This window comes from Aurantiacibacter zhengii (genome assembly GCF_003584125.1).
In the GTDB taxonomy this organism is placed as follows: Bacteria; Pseudomonadota; Alphaproteobacteria; order Sphingomonadales; family Sphingomonadaceae; genus Alteraurantiacibacter; species Alteraurantiacibacter zhengii.
In genome coordinates this window covers 212,123-234,890 of the sequence record NZ_QXFL01000002.1, presented here as the reverse complement: position 1 = coordinate 234,890, position 22,768 = coordinate 212,123, and the positions used below count along the sequence as shown (strand labels likewise).

At 64.0% G+C, this 22,768-nt stretch carries 21 protein-coding genes; 12 read left to right on the top strand and 9 right to left on the bottom strand.

What is annotated here, in order from left to right; all coding sequences use genetic code 11:
* Position 1: 1 nt before the first annotated feature.
* The 3 genes from D2V07_RS04890 to purM are packed head-to-tail and all read right to left on the bottom strand — an operon-like array spanning position 2 to position 3,263.
* Positions 2 to 1,204 (bottom strand): sulfotransferase family protein, encoded by a 1,203-nt coding sequence (locus D2V07_RS04890; protein WP_119585340.1) that lies wholly within the window; start codon positions 1,202 to 1,204, stop codon positions 2 to 4.
* 3 nt (positions 1,205 to 1,207) lie between these two features.
* Positions 1,208 to 2,173 carry a phosphoribosylglycinamide formyltransferase gene (gene purN, locus D2V07_RS04885; protein ID WP_119585338.1) on the bottom strand — a complete coding sequence of 322 codons (966 nt, stop codon included), beginning with the start codon at positions 2,171 to 2,173 and terminating at the stop codon, positions 1,208 to 1,210.
* Positions 2,166 to 3,263 carry a phosphoribosylformylglycinamidine cyclo-ligase gene (gene purM / locus D2V07_RS04880; protein ID WP_119585336.1) on the bottom strand — a complete coding sequence of 366 codons (1,098 nt, stop codon included), beginning with the start codon at positions 3,261 to 3,263 and terminating at the stop codon, positions 2,166 to 2,168. The genes purN and purM overlap by 8 nt, the downstream gene beginning before the upstream one ends.
* 68 nt (positions 3,264 to 3,331) lie before the next feature.
* Here purM and D2V07_RS04875 point away from each other — a divergent pair, with 68 nt between their 5' ends.
* From D2V07_RS04875 to D2V07_RS04860, 4 genes are read left to right on the top strand one after another with little or no spacing between them, the layout of a single operon-like run.
* Complete coding sequence (locus D2V07_RS04875) at positions 3,332 to 4,615, top strand: heavy-metal-associated domain-containing protein (protein ID WP_119585334.1); 1,284 nt, start codon at positions 3,332 to 3,334, stop codon at positions 4,613 to 4,615.
* 10 nt (positions 4,616 to 4,625) lie between these two features.
* On the top strand, positions 4,626 to 5,234 hold the full coding sequence (locus tag D2V07_RS04870; protein WP_119585332.1) for an HdaA/DnaA family protein: 609 nt from the start codon (positions 4,626 to 4,628) through the stop codon (positions 5,232 to 5,234).
* A gap of 27 nt (positions 5,235 to 5,261) precedes the next feature.
* Complete coding sequence (epsC, locus tag D2V07_RS04865) at positions 5,262 to 5,966, top strand: serine O-acetyltransferase EpsC (protein WP_119585330.1); 705 nt, start codon at positions 5,262 to 5,264, stop codon at positions 5,964 to 5,966.
* Entirely contained in the window at positions 5,966 to 6,325 is a 360-nt protein-coding gene (locus D2V07_RS04860) for a DUF2794 domain-containing protein (protein ID WP_119585328.1), read from the top strand. The genes epsC and D2V07_RS04860 overlap by 1 nt, the downstream gene beginning before the upstream one ends.
* A 60-nt stretch (positions 6,326 to 6,385) precedes the next feature.
* Here the strand turns inward: D2V07_RS04860 and D2V07_RS04855 are convergent, their stop codons facing one another.
* Positions 6,386 to 7,438, bottom strand: a complete 1,053-nt coding sequence (locus tag D2V07_RS04855; RefSeq protein WP_119585326.1) for a hypothetical protein — start codon at positions 7,436 to 7,438, stop codon at positions 6,386 to 6,388.
* A 73-nt stretch (positions 7,439 to 7,511) separates the two neighbouring features.
* Positions 7,512 to 8,183, bottom strand: coding sequence for an HAD-IA family hydrolase (locus tag D2V07_RS04850; protein WP_119585324.1), 672 nt, complete (start codon positions 8,181 to 8,183; stop codon positions 7,512 to 7,514).
* 61 nt (positions 8,184 to 8,244) lie between these two features.
* Here D2V07_RS04850 and glmU point away from each other — a divergent pair, with 61 nt between their 5' ends.
* From glmU to D2V07_RS04830, 4 genes are all read left to right on the top strand, one after another.
* Complete coding sequence (glmU, locus tag D2V07_RS04845) at positions 8,245 to 9,600, top strand: bifunctional UDP-N-acetylglucosamine diphosphorylase/glucosamine-1-phosphate N-acetyltransferase GlmU (RefSeq protein WP_119585322.1); 1,356 nt, start codon at positions 8,245 to 8,247, stop codon at positions 9,598 to 9,600.
* Positions 9,597 to 9,908 carry a hypothetical protein gene (locus D2V07_RS04840; RefSeq protein ID WP_119585320.1) on the top strand — a complete coding sequence of 104 codons (312 nt, stop codon included), beginning with the start codon at positions 9,597 to 9,599 and terminating at the stop codon, positions 9,906 to 9,908. Before glmU ends, D2V07_RS04840 begins: the two co-directional genes overlap by 4 nt.
* A gap of 18 nt (positions 9,909 to 9,926) precedes the next feature.
* Positions 9,927 to 11,750, top strand: a complete 1,824-nt coding sequence (gene glmS / locus D2V07_RS04835; RefSeq protein WP_119585318.1) for a glutamine--fructose-6-phosphate transaminase (isomerizing) — start codon at positions 9,927 to 9,929, stop codon at positions 11,748 to 11,750.
* A 111-nt stretch (positions 11,751 to 11,861) separates the two neighbouring features.
* Positions 11,862 to 14,174, top strand: coding sequence for a putative bifunctional diguanylate cyclase/phosphodiesterase (locus D2V07_RS04830; RefSeq protein WP_119585316.1), 2,313 nt, complete (start codon positions 11,862 to 11,864; stop codon positions 14,172 to 14,174).
* A gap of 63 nt (positions 14,175 to 14,237) precedes the next feature.
* On the opposite strand, the gene purQ is transcribed toward D2V07_RS04830, so the two are convergent.
* On the bottom strand, positions 14,238 to 14,909 hold the full coding sequence (gene purQ, locus D2V07_RS04825) for a phosphoribosylformylglycinamidine synthase subunit PurQ (RefSeq protein WP_119585314.1): 672 nt from the start codon (positions 14,907 to 14,909) through the stop codon (positions 14,238 to 14,240).
* Complete coding sequence (gene purS / locus D2V07_RS04820) at positions 14,909 to 15,142, bottom strand: phosphoribosylformylglycinamidine synthase subunit PurS (RefSeq protein ID WP_119585312.1); 234 nt, start codon at positions 15,140 to 15,142, stop codon at positions 14,909 to 14,911. Before purS ends, purQ begins: the two co-directional genes overlap by 1 nt.
* Positions 15,143 to 15,183: 41 nt before the next feature.
* On the opposite strand from purS, the gene D2V07_RS18530 reads away from it, so the two are divergent.
* The gene (locus D2V07_RS18530; RefSeq protein WP_158586767.1) at positions 15,184 to 15,342 is read left to right on the top strand and encodes a hypothetical protein; all 159 of its coding nucleotides are present in this window, start codon (positions 15,184 to 15,186) and stop codon (positions 15,340 to 15,342) included.
* 76 nt (positions 15,343 to 15,418) lie between these two features.
* A complete protein-coding gene (locus D2V07_RS04815; protein ID WP_119585310.1) occupies positions 15,419 to 16,639 on the top strand; it encodes a bifunctional alpha/beta hydrolase/OsmC family protein in 1,221 nt (406 codons plus the stop codon).
* A gap of 85 nt (positions 16,640 to 16,724) precedes the next feature.
* Here D2V07_RS04815 and D2V07_RS04810 read toward each other — a convergent pair whose 3' ends face one another.
* Both D2V07_RS04810 and purC read right to left on the bottom strand, forming a co-directional pair.
* A complete protein-coding gene (locus tag D2V07_RS04810; RefSeq protein ID WP_158586766.1) occupies positions 16,725 to 19,574 on the bottom strand; it encodes a M16 family metallopeptidase in 2,850 nt (949 codons plus the stop codon).
* 163 nt (positions 19,575 to 19,737) lie between these two features.
* Complete coding sequence (gene purC, locus D2V07_RS04805; protein ID WP_119585306.1) at positions 19,738 to 20,559, bottom strand: phosphoribosylaminoimidazolesuccinocarboxamide synthase; 822 nt, start codon at positions 20,557 to 20,559, stop codon at positions 19,738 to 19,740.
* Positions 20,560 to 20,824: 265 nt separating this feature from the next.
* On the opposite strand from purC, the gene D2V07_RS04800 reads away from it, so the two are divergent.
* The gene (locus D2V07_RS04800) at positions 20,825 to 21,571 is read left to right on the top strand and encodes a hypothetical protein (RefSeq protein ID WP_119586060.1); all 747 of its coding nucleotides are present in this window, start codon (positions 20,825 to 20,827) and stop codon (positions 21,569 to 21,571) included.
* Positions 21,571 to 22,767, top strand: coding sequence for a M48 family metallopeptidase (locus tag D2V07_RS04795; RefSeq protein WP_119585304.1), 1,197 nt, complete (start codon positions 21,571 to 21,573; stop codon positions 22,765 to 22,767). The genes D2V07_RS04800 and D2V07_RS04795 overlap by 1 nt, the downstream gene beginning before the upstream one ends.
* Position 22,768: the final 1 nt, after the last annotated feature.

The window sequence follows — 22,768 nt, the reverse complement described above, 5'->3', positions numbered from 1 at the left end:
TTTAGGCCGCGGTTTCCGAGAACTTGCGCAACTGCGCCGCGTGCTCACGGTGCGCCGAAGTCTTGGCGCGGCCCTGTTCGCTGCGCATGGCGGCAAGGGCCTGAGCCGACAGTTCCATGCCGAGCAAGCCATAGACGCGCCCGATTTCGTCTTCCCAATTGGTATTGAGAGCTTCGAAATCCACGACGGCGAGGGGGCCTGCGAAACTGGCGAGCGCGCTGTCCATGCGTTGCTGACGCAGGGCAATCTTGCGCTCGGCTTCGCTTTCTATCCAGTCGAAATCGACGTGGTCCGACTGGATCGCCATCTGGTTGGCAACGAGCGAAGCGGCGCTGGCTGCCGTGTCGCTGGGGCAGCGCCTTGTTCGCACTACGCGGGCTTCAGGAAACTGGGCCAGCAGGGCGGGCAGGTCCTCGGCAAACTGCGGCACCTTCAGCACGCGCGACTGGTTGGCATTGCCGTGCCAGCTGGCATCGGTGCGCAGGATGTTGGCGAACTCGCGATAGAGCGGCGCAGGATCGCGCGCCTCGCTGAAGGCTGTGTAGGAAGGAATGCGCCACTGCGCTTCGTAGGAAGAATGATCCAGCGCGGTGGCGAGCCACCCCAGTTCTTCGTCCGCGCGCGTCACGCCGAACGGGTGGATCGCGTCCAGCCAGGGGTCCAGCACACGGGCGAACATTAATGAGAGGGCCGACCAGACAGGGCGGGTGTCGGGGGTGCGTGGCAGGGGGTGCCAGCTATCGCAGAACCGCGTGGACGAGAGCGCAGGATCTGACGCCAGCAACCGGTGGATGCGGGTGGTTCCGCTGCGCATGTGCCCGACAACGATGACCGGCGGGGCGAGCGGTGTCTCGAGCAGTTCCGGCTCCGCCTGCCACAGCGTACCTAGCTCCAGTCGCTGGCGGATGGCGCGAACCAGTTGGCCGTGGGCCATCGTCAGGCCGAGCGGGTTGAGCCTGGCCTCGGTTTCCAGCGACTCGCACAGGATCTCCAGCCGCAGGCGAAAGTCGGCCATGTCGGCTGGGCTGCGTGGCCCCTGCTCGCCCGCAGGCTCCGCATCGCGCAACGCTTTCGACCAGAGATTATCGGGGTCGAGAGATGGCTTTGCACTAATCCCCTTGCGCCACGCCGATTCCAGCCAGCCGTTGACGCGATCCACGCGGGGAGAACGGGTGCAGGGGTGCGGGCGTGGGGGAAGGTTCATCCGTCAGAATTCGTCAGCGGCATCGTGCAGCTTCGTGAGCCGACCGGGAGCGATGGATCGCCAACTTCTTTCAAGCCACTCAGCAACATGGTCCCAATCAACGCCCGGCTGGTTCAGAATGATCCCCACCCAGCCGCTGGCACCGTAGTAGGCAGGTTTGAAATAAGTGTCCGGAGCAGTCTCGACGAGGCCTGCCAGTTCATCCGCCCCACTTGTCTTGACCAGCACGGCAACGTGGTCGCTGCCGTGGTGCTGGTCGGCGAAATGGGCGAAGTACTTGCCGCTCTTGCCGCCGCTGCGCCAACCCGGCGCGCCATGGCTCTCGCGCTCCTCTGTCTCGGGCAGGGCAAGGGCGAGGGTGCGCACTTTCTCCAGCAGCCAGTCGGCGCGGTAATGCCGCCCGACATAGTCGGCCACCATGCGCGGGTAGAGCTGGTATTCGGCGAGGATCACGCGGTGGGCCAGCGTTTCCGGCGTGTCGCCGGGAAGGATTGCCACCGGCATCTGTCCCAGCAAAGGGCCGCCGTCGAGTTCCGCCGTAACGACATGCACCGAGCAGCCGCCGAATGCGTCGCCGGCCTCGATCGCGCGCTGGTGGGTGTCCAGACCCTTGTAATTGGGCAGCAGGCTGGGATGGGTGTTGACCATCCGGCCTTCCCAGCCGTTCACGAAGTCTGCCGTAAGGATCCGCATGTATCCGCACAGCGCCAGATACTCCGCGCCCGACTCGCGCAAGGCGGCGTCCATGATCCTTTCGTGTTCGTTCCGGTCCATGCCGCGATGATCTTGGCTGAAGGTCGCGATACCTTCGGCAGCCGCAATCTTCAGGCCGGGCGCGTCCGGGTTGTTGCTGGCGACCAGCACGATTTCATAAGGGCAGTCCGGCAGGCGCGACTGGAACAACAGCCCCGACATGGTGGTGCCGTTGCCCGACAGCAGGCAGGCGATTTTCGCCTTTGGTTCAGGCATCGTGATCCGCGGCCCAATCGGCCTTGGCCGACCACGTGCCGGCAGAACCTTTCACCGTGCAGCCGCGCTGGCCTTCCACGATCTCGCCGATCCGGAAAACGGTTTCGCCTGCATCGGAAAGAGCCTTGGTGACGGTATCCACCTTGTCGGGCGTCACCGCCAGGACCATGCCCACGCCGCAATTGAAGGTGCGCGCCATTTCGCCCGGTTCGATATTTCCCTGCGCCTGCAGGAAAGCCATCAGGCGCGGCTGGTCCCAGCTATCTGCGTCGACCACGGCGCGTGCACCCTGGGGCAGGGCCCGCGGCAGGTTCTCCAGCAGGCCGCCGCCGGTGATGTGTGCCAGCGCATCGACATGGCCCGCGCGGACCGTAGGCAGCAGGCTCTTCACATAGATGCGGGTCGGCGCGATCAGGTGGTCGATCAGCAGGTGATCCTGGTCGAACAGGGCAGGGCGATCCAGCTTCCAGCCCTTGTCGGCAGCAAGGCGGCGGACAAGCGAAAAGCCGTTGGAATGGACACCCGAGCTGGCCAGCCCCAGCAGCACGTGACCAGCGGCGACACGTTCGCCGGTCAACTGCTCGCCGCGCTCCACCGCCCCGACGCAGAAGCCCGCGAGGTCGTAATCCCCTTCGGCGTACATTCCCGGCATCTCTGCCGTTTCGCCGCCTATCAGCGCGCAGCCCGCGTCCTTGCAGCCTTCCGCAATGCCCGCGATCACGCGTTCGGCAATGCCGTTCTCCAGCTTGCCGGTGGCGAAGTAGTCGAGGAAAAACAACGGTTCCGCGCCCTGCACGATGAGGTCGTTCACGCACATGGCGACAAGATCGATGCCGACGGTGTCGTGCCGGTTGGTCTCGATCGCCAGCTTCAGCTTGGTGCCGACCCCGTCGTTTCCGGCAACTAGCAGCGGGTCCTTGTAGCCCGCAGCCCTGGGGTCGAAGAAACCGCCGAAACCGCCGATTTCGCCGTCCGCGCCGGGGCGCATCGTGGCTTTCACCATCGGTCCGATGGCTTTCACCAGCCGGTTGCCCGCGTCGATGGAAACGCCGGCCTGTTCGTAGGTATAGGATTGCTTGTCCGAATTCATGCACCTGCCATACGCATTCGCGCTTGGAATTCCACTCGCCTTTGGGCAAAAGACCCGCGAATTCCCCCATGAACATCGTTTTTCCCTCTTCTCGCCCCACAAATGAGCGCCTGCCCACCGCGATTGCGGTGCTGACCGTGCTGGTGCTCGCCCTTCTCGCAGCGGCCGCGCTGTATGCGCAGGTGTCCGGAGAGCGCGGAATTGCCCCTGTTGCCAGCAGCAGCGACATCGAAGTCGACGGCATCGAGGTGGACGTTCACGGCGATAACGCGGAGGAAGCCCGCGCCAACGGCTGGCGCGAGGCCCAGCGCATCGCGTGGGAACGGCTGGACGGGCCGGAGATACCCGATTCGCGGCTCGAGTCGCTGGTCTCTGCCATCGTGGTGGAGGAAGAGAACATCGGCCCGCGGCGCTACATCGCCCGGCTCGGCGTGATCTTCGACAGGCAACGCGCGGGCGCGCTTCTGGGTGCCGGCGGGGAGCGGACGCGCTCTGCTCCGATGCTGACCCTTCCGGTGCTGATCAGCGGCGGCACGCAGACGATGTTCGAGGTTCGCAATCCGTGGCAGCGTGCCTGGGCGGAATACCAGTTCGGCTCCAGCACTATCGATTACGTTCGTCCCTCGGGTTCCGGCGGCGAATCGCTGCTTCTCACCTACGGCCAGACCGGACGCCGCAGCCGGGCATGGTGGAACAATATCCTCGACCAGTTCGGCGCGGCGGACGTGGTGGTACCGATAGCCAACCTGCGGTGGGAATGGCCGGGCGGACCGGTGGAGGGGCGCTTTACCGCGCGTTACGGCCCCGACGATCGCTATCTGGACGAGTTCACAATGCGCGCCGCGAGTGCCGAAGAACTTCCCGCGATGCTGGAACGCGCCGTGGCGCGCTTCGATTCGATCTTTGCCGCCGCGCTGGCCGATGGCACCCTGCGCCCCGATCCCACGCTGACCCTCGACAACATAGAGATCAGCCCGGAAGTGCGCGCACTGCTGGACGCAGCCCGTGCTGCCGAGCGGGCCGAACAGGCTGCTGCGGCTGCGGACAACGATAGCAGCGCCAGCGGCTCGACCGATGCAGGGAGCACGCCGGAGCCGGTAGAGACTGCGGTCGCAGCGGCCAGCTACGGTATACAGGTGGCAACCCCCGCCGCCTCCGACTTCGACGGTGCCATCTCCGCGCTGCGGGCTCTGCCGGGCGTCAGCCGTGTATCCGTGCGCTCGACCGCGATCGGTGGCGCCTCGGTATTCGATGTGACCTATGCAGGCGAACTTTCCGCCTTGGCCGCAGCGCTGCGCCAGCGGGGCTGGGCGGTGAACGAGGGACAGAACGCGCTCGGCATTTCGCGCTAGAAGGCTCGGGATGAGCCAGATCGCACTTCCCCTTGCTGCCCTTGGCAAAGGCCCGGCGCGTATCGTGCTCGGCGATGCCAACGCCCATGTGGCAGAGGCCCTGCAGGCACCGGAAACGTGGCCCTATCGCACCGCCGTGCTCACCGGACCGCCACGTTCGGGCAAGTCGCTGCTGGCGCAGTGGTTCGTACGCAGCGAGCGGGGGGAGGCGATCGATAATGCCCAGGCCCTGGCCGAAGATGAACTGTTCCACCGCTGGAACCGTGCGCAGGAGAAAGCTACGCCCCTGCTGATCGTGGGCGGGAAGCCGCCGTGGAATATCGCCTTGCCCGATTTGAAATCGCGCCTTGGCGGATCGCTGCAACTGGAAATCGGCCAGCCGGACGATGACATGGCGCGCGACCTGCTGCTGTCGCTGGCGGAGGAGCGCGGCCTGCCGCTGCCGGACGACGCGCCGGACTACCTCATTCCCCGTGCCTCCCGCTCTCAGGAAGAGCTGGAGAAGCTGGTTATCACCATCGACCGCTTGTCTCTGGAGCGAAAGGCCCCACCTACGCTCGGTATTTGGCGCGCTGCGCTTGAAGCGGTGCATGGGCCAGAGGAGCCGCGCTTGATCTGAGCGGGTTTTGATGGGAAACTGAGTGCTATGTTCGAACGGCTTGTCGCCTACCTAGACTCCATCCGTGCGCGCGACCCTGCGGCCCGCTCGCGGTGGGAAATCCTGCTTTATCCGGGAGTGCTTGCCCTCGGCATGCACCGAGCCGCACACTGGCTGTTCGAGGCCAAGCTGTATTTCCTCGCCCGTATCGTGAACCACCTGTCGCGCTGGATGACCGGGATAGACATCCACCCCGGCGCGAAGATCGGCAGGAATTTCTTCATCGATCATGGCTTCACCGTGATCGGGGAAACCGCCGAGATCGGCGATAACGTGACGATCTACCAGTGCGTGACACTGGGCGGCACCAATCCCACCAACGGACAGGGCGGCAAGCGTCACCCGACACTGCGCGACAACGTGATCGTGGGTTCCGGCGCGCAAGTGATCGGGCCTATCACAGTGGGCGAACGCGCACGCATCGGTGCCAATGCCGTTGTGACGGACGACGTACCCGAAGGGGCGACGATGATCGGTCTGAAGGCCCGTTCCACGCTGGTCCCCGCCGAAACGTGGCTGCGCGAATTCATACCTTATGGAACGCCATGCGACGAGCCGTGCGAACCCGCGCCGACCGAAAGGGTGCAGGCGCTGGAGAAGGAAATTCGCGCCCTGCGGGCCGAAATGGACGCCTTGCGCAAGGAAACCGGCGAACCCGGTGACGGCCAGCGCAAGAGCGGGGCCAAGAATTGATGGCGGCACCGGGCGCAGGGCCGAACATCGTGGCATTTCCCGGCCAGCGCGGGCCGGGGCAGGTCTGCTTCGATCGGCAGGAATTGACGCGCATCCTCGACCTTTACGGCCGCATGGTCGCAGCCGGTGAATGGCGCGACTACGCCATGGACTTTGCCCGCGATTGCGCCACTTTCGCAGCCTTTCGCCGCACTGCCGACGTACCGCAGATGCGACTGGAAAAGCGCCCTGCGCTGCACCAGAAGCAAGGCATGTGGGCGCTGTTCGGCGAGCATGGGCAGGTGCTCAAGCGCGGACACGAACTGGTCAATGTGCTGGCGCCGGTCGAACGGCGACTGGTCAAGCTGGTAGACCAATAGAAAACGCCCGCAGGTTGTAGCCTGCAGGCGTTCTCCTCCCCAAGACGGATGATTACTGCGTCAGGCCGCGGCTGCCAGCGGTCCGACCAGGGGCAGGCGATCCTGCCAGTTGCCGGGCAGCTTCTCCACCACGCCGGCGCGGATCGTCGGCCAGAATGCCGACAGCATCAGCAGTGCAGTGCCGATCACCAGAGCGGTAAGCGCGACGCTGAGTTCCACCATGCCATACTGTTCGAACAGGCCGCCCAGCGCGAACAGCACATAGGCCAGCGCCGAGACGAGCAGCGCACGCCGGTCCACCGCCAGGGCCACCAAGCCGAACAGCACGTAGACCGCCAGCACAAGCACAGCCGCGCCCGGACCGACCACGCCGCCATCGGTAATGCCCAGCCAATGGAACAGCGGATGCGCGATCATCGGTGCGGCCAGAAGGTGGAGCCAGAAAGCGACATCGCTGCGCCGGGTCTGCCGCGCACGGTCGGAAATGTCCCAGCGCATGGCGAAGGCGAAGATGGCGATACCAAGGGCAAAGACCAGCGGCAGTACGATCGCCTCGGCATCCACAGCCGTCGGCCCGATTGCCGTAACTGCCAGCGCAACGAAGGCCGCCGCCGCGGTCGCGCAGATGGCAGCGACGGTGATCGGCACCATGAACCGCTTCCAGTGCACCCAGGCGGCAATCGCCCCGGCAACGAAACTAGCAGCGATAAGGGCTGCGACGAGACGCTCGTTCTCGTCGAGGCCTGTTTGGCTGAGTATCTCTATCGGGGCGGCCACGACGCCGCCGACGAAAGCCAGCAGCAGCACGATCGACGGCAGCGCCATGCGGCGCTGGCGGGTGAAGAACTCGCTCATCCCCCATGCCGCAGCGGCCACAAGCAGACCCCCGAGCCCAGGTACGATGGCAGTTCCTATTCCGGCCATGGCCACCAGCAGCAGGACTGCCGCGATCGTGACGAAGATGTCGTTGAAGGAATTGATAAGCCGGAAGTTCTCTTCGTCCGTCACCGGCATCTTCCGGATATCCGCGACATGCGCGCGCAGTGCGGTTGCGGCCTCGTTCGTAATTGCGCCCGCAGCAACGGCATCGCGCAGGTCCTGTTCACTGTACATAGGGCTCTCCCCCTTTTCGTCCCATTGAGGGGGAGACTAGCTTACTGTATTAAAGTGTCAATACACCTACGATTTACAGCCCCTCGAGCACGCCCGCCAGTTCATCGAAGTGGTCGATCATCGCATCGCCGCCCAGTTCGTCCACCGGCACGTCGTGGTAGCCATAGCGGCAGGTGACCACGGGGACCTGCGCAGCCCGGGCGGCGCGCACATCAAAGGTGGAATCGCCGATCATGACCGCGCGCCCGCCGCCGCAGTCTGCGATGGCCGCGTTCAGGATGTCGGGTTCGGGCTTTGCCCGCTCGCGACCCAGCGTATCTCCGCCGTAGATGGCGTCGAACCGGTCCGTCATTTCCAGCGCGTCGAGCAGTTCGCGCGCGGGTTTCTCGCTCTTGTTGGTTACGACGGCCAGCTTGCAGCCGCGCGCCGCCAGCAAGTCGAGCGCGGCAAGACAGCCGGCGTAGGGAACCGTGTTGCTGGCAATGTTCGCCCAGTAGTGTTCCAGCAACGCCTGGGTCAGTTTCCGGTAGGTCGCGTCGTCCACCAGGCCGCCCGTCGCCTCAAGAGCGCGGGTCAGCATCATGTCGGTACCTCCGCCGATCATGTTGCGCGTCGCGGTCTCGCTCACGGCGCTGCGACCGATCACACCCAGGGCATGATTTACCGCAGGGCACAGGTCGCGGGCGCTGTCCACAAGCGTTCCGTCGAGGTCGAAAAGGACGATATCGAAAGGAAATTTGCTCATCGCGGGGCCATGTGGGTGAGAGATATGGAAACTGCAATCAATTGCTGGCATGGCGCCTTCCATGAGTGACAGACCTATCGCCGCCATCATCCTTGCCGCGGGCAAGGGTACCCGGATGAACAGCAGCCTGCACAAGGTCCTCCACCAGGTTGCCGGCAGGCCGATGATCGAACACCTGCTTGCCAGCGTGCGGGCGCTGGAGCCGCAGAAGCTGGTCACGATCGTGGGCGAATCGCGCGAGCAGCTCGAGAAGCAGCTGGAAAACCGCGTCGATTTCGCGGTGCAGGATCCGCAGCTTGGCACCGGACATGCCGTGCAGCAGGCCGAGGAAGCTCTCGCCGGGTTCGAGGGCGACGTCCTGGTCCTGTACGGCGATGTGCCGTTCGTGAAAGCTGAAACCATGCGCGCGATGGTCGACCGGCTGCGGGCCGTCGATGCTCCGGCGGCCGTCGTGCTGGGGTTCGAGCCCGAGGATCCGCTGCGCTATGGCCGCGTGATCGCGCAGCAGGGCCGCATACTGAAGATGGTGGAATACAAGGATGCAACCGGTGACGAGCGCGCCTGCAGCCTTTGCAATTCCGGTCTGCTGGCTGCGCGCAGCGAAGACCTGTTCGCCTTGCTGAACCGCGTGAGGAACGAGAACGCACAGGGAGAATACTACCTCCCCGATATCGTCAACATCGCCATTGCCGACGGCCACAACTGCGCCGTGATAACCTGCGATTCGCCGGACGAGGTTTCGGGCATCAACAGCCGTGCGGAACTCGCTGCTGCCGAGGCGCAGTGGCAGGCGCTGCGGCGTGAAGAAGTGATGGCCGAAGGCGTCACCCTGCGAGCACCGGAGACCGTGTTTTTCAGCTACGACACCCATCTGGCAGCCGACGTGGTGGTGGAACCCAATGTGGTGTTCGGGCCGGGCGTCTCTGTTGCAAGCGGAGCCACCATCCGCGCCTTCAGCCACCTAGAGGGGGCGACGGTAGGCGAGGGGGTCGAGGTCGGCCCCTACGCCCGTCTTCGTCCCGGCGCGGTGCTGGAGAAGGGCAGCAAGGTCGGCAACTTCGTCGAGATCAAGAATGCCACTCTGGCCGAAGGTGCCAAGGCCAATCACCTCACCTATCTCGGCGATGCCAGCGTGGGGGCGGGCGCCAATATCGGCGCAGGGACCATTACCTGCAATTACGACGGGTATTTCAAGCACCAGACCACCATCGGGCCGCGCGCTTTCATCGGCTCCAACTCTGCCCTGATCGCGCCTGTCAGCATCGGTGCCGACGCCATCGTCGCCGCCGGCAGCGCGGTCAGCCGCGATGTGGCCGACGGAGAGTTGCGCATGGTGCGCGCAGACCAGTTGATAAAGCCCGGCTGGGCAGATCGCTTTCACGACGCGATGAAAAAGAAGAAAGCCGACCGCAAGTGAGCGACCGGTACGAGGGCAAGCCTTTCCTGCGACTGCTCGATAGTTACGTCCTCGACGCGATCGACAGGCTGGACGAAGCCAACGCGAAATGGCTGGTCGAGGCAGAGCCCTATTTCCGCGAAACTTTCGGCGGTTCGGGCAGTTGGCAGGACATCGTGGCGCAGCGGATGCAGTTTCCGGAAGGTATGCAGTCCGCCATCGCAGAGACGTGGCAAAAAGGCCGCGTCAGGTTCGTCGAACAGAACGGACACGAGCCCGAACCGGTGCAATTCGCACACATGTTCGTGGATCAGAATTTCCCGCATTAGGGCGCAAGAGGTAGAATTATGTGCGGCATTATCGGAATCGTTGGGCACCGCGACGTGGCGGCCCGTCTTGTCGACGGGCTGCGGCGCATGGAATATCGCGGCTATGACAGCGCCGGCGTCTGCACCGTAGACGAGGGCCGGCTCAAGCGTCGCCGGGCGGAGGGGAAGCTCAACAACCTGGTAACCGAACTGGCGCGCAACCCGGCATCGGGGGATACCGGGATTGCGCACACGCGCTGGGCCACGCACGGCGCGCCGACTGAAAAGAACGCGCACCCCCATGCGACGGAGCACGTGGCGCTGGTCCACAACGGCATTATCGAGAATTTCAAGGAACTGCGGGACGAGCTGCGCGCCGACGGGCGCGAATTCGAAAGCCAGACCGATACCGAGGTTGTCGTTCACCTGATCTCTCGCCGGATCGAGGAAGGCAAGTCGCCGGAAGATGCGGTGGCCGAGGTGCTTCCGCGGCTGCGCGGGGCATTCGCACTGGCCATCGCCTTTCGCGATCATCCCGACATGCTGATCGGTGCGCGCCTCGGTTCGCCGCTGGTCGTGGGCTATGGCGAAGGCGAGATGTTTCTCGGCTCAGACGCTTTGGCGCTGGCTCCGCTTACGCAGGAGATCGCCTACCTCGAGGAAGGCGACTGGGTCACCATCACCCACGATAGCGCGACGATCCGCGATCAGGATGGCAACGTGGTGGAGCGCGAGGTGAAGACCTCGGGCGCTTCTGCCGCTGCCATAGAGAAGGGCAATTACCGCCACTTCATGCAGAAGGAGATCTTCGAGCAGCCTACCGTGGTGGCGCAGACCCTGCGCAGCTACCTGCGCCCCGGCGAACAGCGCGTGGCGCTGCCGCAGATCGACTTCGATATCTCTGCTATCAACCGCGTCACCATCGTTGCCTGCGGCACGTCCTATTACGCAGGGATGGTAGCGAAGTACTGGTTCGAGCAGTTCGCCCGCGTGCCGGTCGATATCGATTTTGCAAGCGAGTTCCGTTATCGCGAGCCGGTTCTGCCCGATGGCGGGCTGGCGCTGTTCATTTCCCAGAGCGGCGAGACGGCGGATACGCTGGCAGCGCTGCGCCACTGTCGCACCCAGGGCCAGATCATTGCCGCTGTGGTGAACGTGCCGACCAGTTCCATGGCGCGAGAGGCGGACCTGCTGCTGCCGACCCATGCCGGGCCAGAGATCGGCGTGGCTTCCACCAAGGCTTTCACCTGCCAGCTGGCAGTGCTGGCGGCGCTGGCCGCCCATCTCGCGGTAAAGAAGGGCCTGCTGAACCACCGCGAGGAAGCGATCATTGTCGATCACCTGCTGGAGGCGCCGGCGTGCCTGAACGCGGCCCTCGACCACGACGAGGAAATCGCCAGCATGGCGCACCTGATCGCGCCTGCGCGCGACGTGCTCTATCTGGGCCGGGGCGCGGATTTTCCGCTGGCGCTGGAAGGCGCGCTGAAACTCAAGGAAATCAGCTACATCCACGCCGAGGGCTATGCCAGCGGCGAGATGAAGCATGGCCCCATCGCGCTTATCGACGACAAGGTGCCGGTCATTGTGCTCGCCCCGTCAGGCCCGCTTTTCGAAAAGACCGTTTCCAACATGCAGGAAGTCCAGGCGCGCGGCGGCAAGGTCGTGCTGATTTCCGACAAGGCGGGCATCGAGCAGGCCGGTGAAGATTGCATGGCCGTGATCGAAATGCCCAAAGTCCATCCGCTGATTGCCCCGCTGGTATATGCCGTTCCGGTGCAGTTGCTGGCGTACCATGTTGCCGTGGCGAAGGGCACCGATGTCGACCAGCCGCGCAACCTGGCGAAATCGGTGACGGTGGAATAATTTTTCGATTGGTCGCTCAGGCACTGCCGGCTTTACCCGGCAATAACTATTGCCGGTTACGGCAGCGGTGTGAGCGACAAGCATTCTGGATTACCAAGCCTTCCCCTGCAGATGAGCTTTCTGCAAGTGATTGGCCTTCGCGACCCTGGTGAGGGCGACTGGAACCGGCTGCGTACACTTCAGTACGCCGAACTCCACAAGGTCTCACTGATCCGCATTGGCGCTCATGGCCTCGCCGCGATCCTGGCGGTTACCTTGTACAAGGAATCCGTCGCTCACTGGGTGCTGGGCATATGGATGCTTAGCGTCATCGCTGCGGTCTGGAATGTCACCCGGCTCGACCGGAATTTCATCGATATCGAGAACCGCGGGGTGCAGTGGAGCGAATTCACCCGGCAGGCGCTTGGCGTGGGGGGCTGTACCATTCCCTGGGTCGCGGCGCTGCTGTTCTTCATACCGCACGGCTCGCCCGCCGATCATTATGCCCTGTGGGCCGTTGCCGCGATGCTGATCGCGGGCAGTGCCGCCGCGATGGCTTCTGCCCCGGTCGCCACCGTCCTGTTCGATCTGGTGGTAGGGGCTGCTGGCGCAGCCTCGTTCATCATTGCCGGGGACTATATCTTCGCCATCGCCGCGGCTGTCTACACGATGACGGTCGTTGCCGGTGCCCTGCGTTCGGCACGAACGTACCTATCGGCCAAGATTGCCGAGGCAGGCGTTGCGGAGAAGGACGAAGTTGTCTCGCTGCTGTTGCGCGAGTTCGAGGAAAAGGAATCGGACTGGCTCTGGCAGGTCGATACCAATCGCCGGATCCGGTCTGCTTCGCCGCGTTTTGCCTTCGCCTTCGGTTCTGCGCCGGGGGACATCGAGGGTGAAAGCTTCATCAAGCTGATCGCCGGCAGTTCGTGGGAAAGCGGCGAATTTCCGCGAAGCCTGCACGAACTGGCCGACAAGCTGAAGAGGCGCGAGCATTTCTCCAACGTGCTGGTGCAGGTCCATCTCGATGCGGGTCGCAGGTGGTGGGAGCTTTCGGGCACACCGCTTTACGACGACAACGGCAGCTACATCGGTTTCCGCGGCGTCGGCTCCGACGTGACCGAGCAGCGCGACCGCGACGAAAGAATCGCCTATCTCGCCCGCTATGACACCCTCACGGGACTGCCGAACCGCCTGATGCTGACCGAAGCGCTGGGCGAGGCCATGCGTTATGCCGACAACTGGAAAACCCGCTGTGCGTTCCTGATGATCGACCTCGACCGGTTCAAGGCCGTGAACGATTCGCTGGGGCATCAGCTGGGTGACAAGTTGCTGGCGGAAGTTTCGAAGCGGCTGGCCGGTGTCATCACCGAGAACGAGCAGTGCGGCCGTCTGGGAGGCGACGAATTCGCTGTCGTAATCCGCGACGCCACCGACAAGGGGCGCACCGAACGCCTCGCCAATGCCATCATCGACACGCTTTCCCAGCCATACTCCATCGACAACCACACCCTTTTCATCGGAGCCAGCGTGGGCTCTGCCGTGGGGCCGCGTGATGGCGATTCTGTCGAAACGCTGATGCGCAACGCAGACCTCGCGCTTTACCGGGCGAAGGACGAGGGCGGGAACACGCATTACTGCTACGTCCCGTCGCTGCATGCCAATGCCGAAGAGCGCCGCAAGCTGGAGCTTTCGTTGCGCCGCGCGATAGGTCAGAACGAACTGGAACTGAATTTCCAGCCCGTCGTCAACGCACGTAGCGAGACGGTTGTCAGCTTCGAAGCGCTGCTGCGCTGGAATAGCGAGGAACACGGCTTCGTAAGCCCGGCGAAGTTCATTCCCCTGGCAGAAGACACGCGCCTGATCGTACCCATCGGCGAATGGGTGCTGCACGAGGCTTGCCGAGAGGCAACGCGCTGGCCGGACGATATCAAGGTGGCTGTCAACGTGTCGGGCGAACAGTTGCTAGAACCCATGTTTGCGAACACCGTCGTGCGCGCCCTGGCCGATACCGGGCTTGCCCCGCACCGGCTGGAGGTTGAAGTCACCGAAAGCGTGTTCCTGCGCGATGGCCGCACCGCCCGGCAGACGCTGGAAGAGATCATGGCGCTCGGCTGCTCTGTGGCGCTGGATGACTTTGGCACCGGCTATTCCTCGCTGGGGTACCTGCGTACCCTGCGCTTCTCCACCATCAAGGTGGACAAGAGCTTCGTGCAGGGCGCCTCGCAGGAGAACCAGGAGAGTTTGGCCATCATCCGTGCCGTCGTCGCCATGGCTCGCAGCCTGGAGATGACCACCACTGCAGAGGGCGTGGAAGATGCCGACCAGGCCGCGCTGATCCGCGAACTGGGTTGCACCAAGATCCAGGGTTTTTACTTTGGCCGCCCGATGAAGGCGATCGAGGCCCGATCACTGGTGGTGAAGGGCCGCAACAGCCGGGCGGCTTGATCCGGGTCTGAACCTGTCCGTGAGGCGCGGGCTGACCCTGCAGGTAAGCTCACCCCGCGAATTCTAGGCGCCGACGAGCGAGCCGATCACGCTTTCGAACAAGCGTCGGCCATCGCTGCCGCCGTGATCGTCCTCGATAGCGCGTTCCGGGTGGGGCATCATGCCGAGCACATTACCCTTGGCATTCAGCACGCCGGCGATGTCGCGGCGCGAGCCATTGCAGTTCTCGGCGTAGCGGAAAGCCACGCGGCCTTCTCCTTCCAGCCGGTCCAGCGTCGCGTCGTCCGCGAAATAGTTGCCATCGTGATGGGCGACCGGAATGTGGATCGTCTCACCCTTGGAATAGGCGCTGGTGAACAGGCTGGTGGCGTTTTCGACCACCAGGGGAACAGTGCGGCAGATGAAGGTCTGCGCCGCGTTGCGCATCAGCGCGCCTGGCAGCAACTGCGCCTCGGTCAGCACCTGGAAGCCGTTGCACACGCCCAGCACGGGCACGCCGCGCTCGGCAGCGGTCACGACGGAGCGCATGATCGGGCTGTTCGCCGCCATGGCGCCACTACGCAGGTAATCGCCGTAGGAAAAGCCGCCGGGCAGGGCGATGAAGTCGAGGCCGTCCGGCAGGTCGGCATCGCCGTGCCAGACCTTCACCGGCTCCTTGCCCGATACGTCACGCAGCGCGACCCACATGTCGCGGTCGCAGTTCGATCCGGGGAATGTGACGACTGCGGTCTTCATCAGGCGACCTTCTCGATGCGGTAGTTCTCGATCACCATGTTGGCGAGCAGCTTCTGGCACATTTCGTCAAGCGCCGCGTCCGTCGTGTCGTCGGCCACGTCCATCTCGACAAGGCGACCGATGCGCACATCTTCCACGCCCTTGTAGCCCAGTCCCTCAAGCGCGTGGTGCACGGCGCGGCCCTGCGGATCGAGCACGCCGGGCTTCAGGCTGACATGGATGCGGACTTTCATGGATCGGGCCTTTCGAGAACTCGTCGGTTTCGCCGCAGCCTATGGCGATTGCCAGCGCGATGGGCAAGGGGCGGCGGCGCAATCCACCCGCGATTTGCAACCGAAATCCAACTAACCTGGAACACATGGAACAGTGTCCTGAAGCAGAAAAGCGGGTGGGGTATTCCGAGCGGACTGGCGGCTGCATCAAGAAGGATTGAAACGGTTGCATCGCCCCATGCATTGGTGTGCCATGGTGCGTGTAGGAAAGCCGCGCCGCAGGAGGGTTTGCAGCACATGATCGCCACCGAGAAGTTCACTTTCACCGGCAAGAACGGGCAGACGCTGGACGGGCGGCTGGAATTGCCCCTCTATACGAAACCGCGCGCCGCCGCGCTGTTCGCCCATTGCTTCACCTGCACAAAGCAAAGCCACGCTGCCACGCGCGTTGCCTCCGCCCTTGCGGCGAAGGGGCTGGCGGTGCTGCGGTTCGACTTTACCGGGCTGGGCGGCAGCGATGGCGATTTCGCCAACGCGGGCTTTGCCACCAATGTGGAGGACCTGACCTGTGCCGCGCAGGCGCTGGCCGACCGCGGCCTGCCTCCCGTGCTGCTGGTAGGCCATTCGCTGGGCGGAGCGGCGGTGCTGGCGGCGGCCGCGCACGTTCCCCAGGCGCGAGGCGTGGCGACCCTCAACGCGCCCTACGATGCTTCGCACGTGTTCGAGCATTTCGGCGATGCGGTCGACGATATCGAGGACAACGGCGAGGCGGAGGTGACCCTGGCGGGCCGCAAGTTCCGTATCGCCAGGGCTTTCCTGGAACAGGGCCGCGACCAGCCGCAGGGAGAGCGTATCGCCAATCTTGGCCTGCCGCTGATGGTGATGCACTGTCCGCAGGATGAAGTCGTCGGCATCGATAACGCCCGGCTGATTTTCGAGAAGGCGAAGCACCCCAAGAGCTTCGTCGCGCTGGATAACGCCGATCACCTGCTGACAGAGCCCGGCAGCGCCGAATATGCGGCCAACATGATCGCTGCCTGGGCAACGCCCTACCTCGCAGACCTGCCGATGGCGCCGCGTGAGGAATTCGCAGGTACCGTGGAAGTTGCAACCGCAGGGGGCAAGTTCGCCCAGTGGGTGCGCACCGCCAGCCACGAATTCATCGCCGATGAACCGGTAAGCTTTGGCGGAAGCGACCATGGCCCCACGCCTTACGACCTGCTGCTGGCGGCGCTGGGTACCTGCACCAGCATGACCATCCAGATGTATGCGGAGCGCAAGAAGATACCGCTCGATAGCGTGCGGATCGAGCTGGAACACAGCCGCGACCATCACACAGATTGCGTCGACTGCGAGGACAAGGGCGTGCCGATACAGGTGATTGACCGCGCGATAGAGCTATCGGGCGACCTGACCGGCAAGCAGCGCCAGCGGCTGATGGAAATCGCCGACAAGTGCCCGGTGCACAAGACCATGCTGGGCGAACTGCATATTCATTCGACGCTGATCGAAATCTGACACAAAGCGAAAAAAGGGGCGAAAAAACGGGCAAAAAAACGGGGGCCGAAGCACATGCCTCGGCCCCCGCAATTATTGTCCGATATTACTCGCCGTCGCTGTCATCTGCCGCAACGAGGATGCGCGTGTCGGCACGGCGTTCGGGCACGAGGTAGGTCTGCGCCAGTGCCTGCAGGTCTGCGGGCGTGAAGCTCATGATAACCTCGGCCTGTTCGCGAACGCGGTCGAGCCGGTCGGCCTCGCTCTGCGCGTCGGAAACCACGCCCATCCAGAAGCCGTTGTTCTCCCGCGCCAGGCGGATGCTTTCCAGCACCGGCTGGCGAGCGCGCAGCAGAAAGTCCTCGCTCACCGGCTCGTCACGCAGTTCGCTGGCGAGACGGTGGATGATTTCCCGCACCTCGTCTGCCTGTGCAGGATCGACGATGGCAGCCAGGCTGAGCGTGCCGAAGTCGTCGAAATCCGAACTGGTGGAGTTGGAGACCAGCGGGCTGTAGGTTGCTGCCAGTTCCTCGCGCAGGGTTTCCAGCCCCTTCAGCCGGACAAGGCCGGACAGCAGGCTAAGCCCCATGTCCTCGCGGAAGTCGCTGTCGTCGCGGGTGCGCCAGATGCTGCCGACCAGGGCCTGGTCTTCCTGTCCGGTATGGGTGAAGTCGTTCACTTCGTCGCCCGACAGGTCGAGGAAGCGCAACTCACGCTTGTCGGCGAAGGTCGAGAATTCCGCCTGGCGCTCTGGCAAAGCGCCAAAGGTCTGGGCGACCGCTTCGATAGCCGTCTGCGGGTCGATGTCGCCCACGATTCCGATCTCGATCGCACCGTTGCCTGCATAGGACAGGACCTTGTCGCGCAGGGCTTCGCGATCGACAGAGCCAAGCTGCTCGCGCGTCGGGAAGGCGGTGTAGGGGCTGTCGGAAATCTGCTCTCCCGTGCGCAGGCTGAAGACCTGTGCGGGCTGCGATTCCAGCTGACCCCAGACGGCATCGATCACCGCGTTGAAGCGGGCATCCGCCTCCGGACGAAGGCCCGGATCGGTGAGATAGGCAGCGCTGACCTTCATCTGCATCAGCAGATCGTCCGGCGTGGTGACCCCGGCAGAGGTGAAGGTATCGGTTCCGGCGCCGAGGCCGGTCGATACCTGCTGCCCGGCCAGCAGTTCGGTGATTTCGTCGAAACTGTGCTGGCCAAGGCCACCGACCGCAGAGGCAATCTGCAGGTAGAGGCTGGCGGCGGTGGAATTCATTCCATCCAGCGCCAGGCTGCCGCCGTCCATGTTGACGGTGAAGCGGACACGGCCCGGTTCGAAATCGGTCTGCTTGATGTTCAGCCGCACGTTGTTGTCGAAAGTAACGGTGCGGATGCCCAGGTCCTCGATCGTGGTGTCCGTAACGATCTGGCCGGGGTCGCCCCAGTTGGCATAGGCGAATTCCGTGGCGACCACGTCTTCCGGCTCTGCCACGGCGACCTGCATGCTGTCATTGTAGACTGCGGCGACGGCATCTTCTCCGCCTTCCAGTTCCTTTGCGGCGACGCGAACCAGCGGCTGGCCCTCGCTCCAGGCTTCGCGGAAGAATTCGTTCACCGCTTCCAGCGTCAGTTGCGGGCGGATCTGCTGGAACAGTTCGTAACGCCACTGCGGATCGGTGACGAAGTCGTTTTCCGTCGCAGCGTTTACCAGGGCCATCGCCAGCTGGGCGTTGTTGCGCGCACCGGCCTGTGCGGCACTGCGTTGAAGAGCGCTTTCGGTATTGGTCAGCGCGAAATCCAGTTCGGACTGGGTGAACCCGTATTCCAGCGCCCGGCGAAGTTCCTGCTCGGCGATCATCAGGCCCTCGTCCCACGCACCGTCGCGCGTGCTGATGCTGATGGCCGAATAGTCGGCTACGTCCACATCGCTGCCGATGCCGAAGCCGCCGCCCAGGATCGGGCTGTTTTCACGGTTGGCGATGCGGGTGATGCGCCGGTCGAACATCGCTTCTGCCAGGCCCTGCACCTGTTCGCGGGTGCGTTCCTCGATCGTATCGACCGGATCGGTGTAGGGGCGCATCTGGAAGATCGCCACGGCCTCGTTGATGGTGGGATCCACGAAGGTGTCGAACTCGGCATCGCGGTCGAAATCCACAGAGCCGGGGGCGGGAATCTCGCCTGCCGGCCCGCGACCCTGCCAGCTTTCGAACCGTTCCTTGATGGCAGCTTCCATCTCGGCGACGTCGAAATCGCCGACAGCGACGAAGGTCGCGTTTTCCGGACGGTAGAAGCGGTTGTAGAAGTCGCGCAGCCGCTCTGCCGGGGCTTCACGCAGCACCGCGTCCAGGCCGATGGGGAAACGCGTGGTATAGCGCGTGCCGGGAATGCGGAAGTCGAAGAGATCGCGGAAGTTGCGCAGCCCGGCGGTGTCGCGCGTGCGGCGCTCGCTCACCAGGATCTCGCGCTCGCGGTCGACCGCTTCGGGGGTGAAGGTCAGTTCGCTGGCGGTTTCGCGCATCAGGAACAGCGCGGTTTCCAGGCTCTCCTCGTTGGCGTTGGGAACATCCAGCATGTACACCGTCTCGTCGAAGCTGGTGTAGGCATTCGTATCCGGACCGAAAGCAAGACCCAGCCGCTCCAGCAGCGGGATCATCTCGCCTTCGGGCACATTGGTGGAGCCGTTGAAGGCCATGTGCTCGATGAAGTGCGCCAGCCCGCGCTCGTTCTCGGCTTCGCCCAGCGAACCGACATCGAAATGCATGCGGAACGATGCCGTGCCTTCGGGCGTGTCGTTCTGGCGGATGGCATAGCGCATGCCGTTTTCCAGCACGCCGTAGGTCACGGAAGGATCCTGCACGACATCGGTCGCCTCGGTCCCCCATTCGGCCTGCGCGGCAGCCGGAGCGGCGATCACCAGGGTGAAGGCCATCGCGGCCGATGAAATGGAAGCGGAAAGCGCACGGCGCATGGTCATGAAAATTGTCCCCTTGTCACAAATGGATAGGCGGCGAGAGTACGCCGTTGCAGTTGCAACAACATATGCACGGCATATGAACATGGCGCAACCGGTCACTAGGGCGGTGTGCCCATTCGTCGTTCGGCAAGGGTGGTGACGGCCCGCGACGGGCCGGGGGTGCCTATTTCTTCGGCTTGGGTGCGCCCGGCTTTTGCGGGGAGGTGCGCAGGCGGGAGCGGTGGGCATCCATGTCCAGCACTTCGCCGGGGCCGTTATCCTCGCCCGAGAGCACGCCCAGGCGACGGGCGACTTCCTGGTAAGCCTCTTCCTCGCCGCCCAGGTCGCGGCGGAAGCGGTCCTTGTCCATCTTCTCGTTCGTGTTGAAGTCCCACAGGCGGCAGTTGTCCGGGCTGAACTCGTCGGCCAGGATCACGCGGCTGAAATCGCCGTCATAGATGCGCCCGAATTCCAGCTTGAAATCGATCAGGCGGATGTCGACCGCGGCGAACATGCCGGAGAGGAAATCGTTGATGCGGATCGCCATGGCGGCGATATCTTGCATCTCTTCGTGGCTGGCCCAGTTGAAGGCGGCGATATGCTCCTCCGACACCAGCGGATCGCCCAGCGCATCGTCCTTCAGATAGTATTCGATCAGCGTGTGCGGCAGCATCTCGCCTTCCTCGATACCCAGGCGCTTGCTGATGGAACCGGCGGCTACGTTACGCACCACCACTTCGAGCGGAATGATCTCCACCTGCCGGACTAGCTGCTCGCGCATGTTCAGGCGGCGGATGAAATGGGTGGGGATACCGATGTGCGCCAGGCGCGTGAAGATATACTCGCTGATGCGGTTGTTGATCACGCCCTTGCCGTTGATCGTGCCCTTCTTCTGGGCGTTGAAGGCGGTGGCATCGTCCTTGAAATACTGGATCAGCGTACCCGGTTCGGGGCCTTCGTAAAGGATCTTGGCCTTGCCTTCGTAGATCTGGCGACGACGGGACATGGGAGAAACCTTTCAACAGCAAAAAAGCGAGCGCCCCGGCAACGCGATGGAAGTTCGCGAAGGTGCCGGGGCGCGTTTGAACGCGGCCTATACACTTATCCGCGCGAGGGGGCAATCGGGGGCGATACGACTCTTGTGCTCGTGGCACGCAAGGCCGTGGATGGCAGCTTTTGGCAAAGACTGTGGGTTAATGAAAATGACCGCAAAACAGTGGATTGACAGCGCCCTTTTCCAATTTACAGATTGGCCGAACGAAGGGGGCAAAATGACGAAATTTCTTACGATTCTCGGTGCTGCGGCATGCCTGTCGCTGGCGGCACCCGCTGCCGCGCAGGAGCGCGGCGCCGTGCGGCACGATTTCGATGCGACGCAGGTCCAGGGCGACGCGCGCATCCTGGTTTTCCGCCCCCGCATCCGCGTGGGAGAGCAGTCGACCGGCGGCATGTTCGAGCCGCGCGCCGACTGGACCGAACTCGCCCGCGACAATCTCGGCAATGCGCTGGACGCTTACCAGGTCCGGTACGGCAGCACCCTGGTCGAGGCCCCCGAGGCCTTTGGCGAAGATGCCCGCATCGTCGAGGATTACATGGCGCTGTTCAGCACTGTCGCCGAATCGATCGTCAGCTACCAGTTCTTCCCGGGCAACCGGCTCGAGACGAAGAAGGCCGACAATCGCAACGAGGTGTTCGACTGGACGCTGGGGCCGGGCGTCAAGGACCTGCCAGGCGCGGAGAACGCCGACTATGCGCTGTTCGTCAATACGGAGGACCACTACGGCTCCACCGGGCGCAAGGTTCTGCAGGTTTTCGCCGCGATGGGCGGGGTGAGTGTCACCTCCGGTCGCCACGCTGGGTTCGCCGCACTGGTGGATCTGGAAACCGGCAACATCCTGTGGGTGAATGCGGACATGCAGATGGGCGGTGACGTGCGCGAGGTCGACGGAGCGCAGCGCCGCGTCGAGCAGCTGTTCGAGGACTTTCCGCTGGTTCCTGCTGCCGCGGCTGGCGAATAATGCGCCTCGCAGCTCTGGTGGCTGCGGCCACCTCCCTTTGCGTGCTGGCCACTGCCGCGCAGGCGCAGGTGGATGAGGGCGAATTCGCCATCCCGCCGTATGAGGGCGTGTACCAGCCGCAGGACCGTGACGAGCGGGGCCTGTGGACCATGGCCGACGAGGACGAGCGCGTCCTGCGCGATACCGATGTGGTGATCCGCGATCCGGCGCTGAACGATTACGTGCGCGGGGTGCTTTGCCGCACCGTTGGCCAGGATCGCTGCGAAAGCGTGCGGGTCTATATCGTCCGTGTGCCGATCTTCAACGCGTCCATGACGCCCAACGGCACGATGCGGGTGAACTCCGGCCTGTTGCTGCGGGTTCGCTCCGAAGCCGAGCTGGCGTCGATCCTCGGCCACGAGTTCGCCCATTTCGAATTGCGCCACACCCTGGCCAACTACCGGCGCAGCCGTACCGGCAGCGATATCGGCGCGTGGGCGGCGGTGCTGGGCGCGGCTGCCGCCAATTACGGTGGCTACGGCTACGGCCATAACGCGCAAGTCGCGATCCTGGGAGGCGTTTACAGCTTCCGTCGCAACCAGGAGAGCGAGGCCGACGCTCTTGGCTTCAGCTATATCGCCGATGCAGGTTTTCGTCCGATCGCCGCTGCCGAGGTTTGGCAGGGCGTCATGGACGAGACCGACCGCACGGCTATCGACCGTGGACGGCGCTCTCCGCGCTACGACGGGGTCGCCTTCTTCGCCAGCCATCCCACCAGCATGGAACGTGCCGAAGCCCTTGCCGATCTGGCGACCCGCGTACCGGGCGGTGACTACGACGGGGTCGAAGAATACCGACGCGCCACGGCGGACTGGACACCCCGGTTCCTGGCCGACGAACTTGCTCTCAACGACTTCGGCGGCACCGACTACGTGATCGAGCGGCTGGGCGAATACGGCCAGACCGCCGACCTGCTTTACGCTCGCGGCGAACTGTATCGGGGGCGTGGCCATCCGCGCGATCTCGTCAACGCGGCGCAATTCTATCGCGGGGCGCTCGATCTCGATCCCGACCTGCACGACGCGTGGCGCGGCATGGGACTGGCCCTGCTGCGCAGCGGAGAATTCGCACAGGGCTCCGATGCCTTGCGCACTTACCTGGAACTGGCACCCGAGGCCAATGACGCGGCCATGCTGCGCATGATGATCAAGGAATAAA